This is a genomic window from Psychrobacter proteolyticus (assembly GCF_038155145.1).
Taxonomy (GTDB): domain Bacteria; phylum Pseudomonadota; class Gammaproteobacteria; order Pseudomonadales; family Moraxellaceae; genus Psychrobacter; species Psychrobacter proteolyticus_B.
The window spans coordinates 1-210 of record NZ_JBAKAY010000230.1 but is presented as its reverse complement, the minus strand read 5'-3'; the positions used below and the strand labels follow the sequence as shown (position 1 = coordinate 210).

Below are 210 nucleotides of genomic sequence, written 5' to 3'. Positions count from 1 at the left end.
TTGCTCAGTAAGTTATCGGTCTTAGCTGCCATCACAAAATCTTTACGATGCAAACCCTTGAAACTATGCGACCACCAAGTGACCGTAGCCTTACCCCACTCTACCAATATCCCCGGATGATGCCCTTCTGCTTCAGCGATTTCTGCCAGTTGATTAGCATATGCCATCGCTGAGACGAAGTTTTTAAATTTATACTGACGCTGCAATTGC

Annotated in this window: 1 protein-coding gene; it reads right to left on the bottom strand. The window is 45.2% G+C overall.

Going from position 1 to position 210, the window contains the following annotated elements:
* Positions 1–210: 4a-hydroxytetrahydrobiopterin dehydratase (locus V6252_RS13640; protein WP_341610787.1), on the bottom strand; the 210-nt coding region annotated here is incomplete at both ends.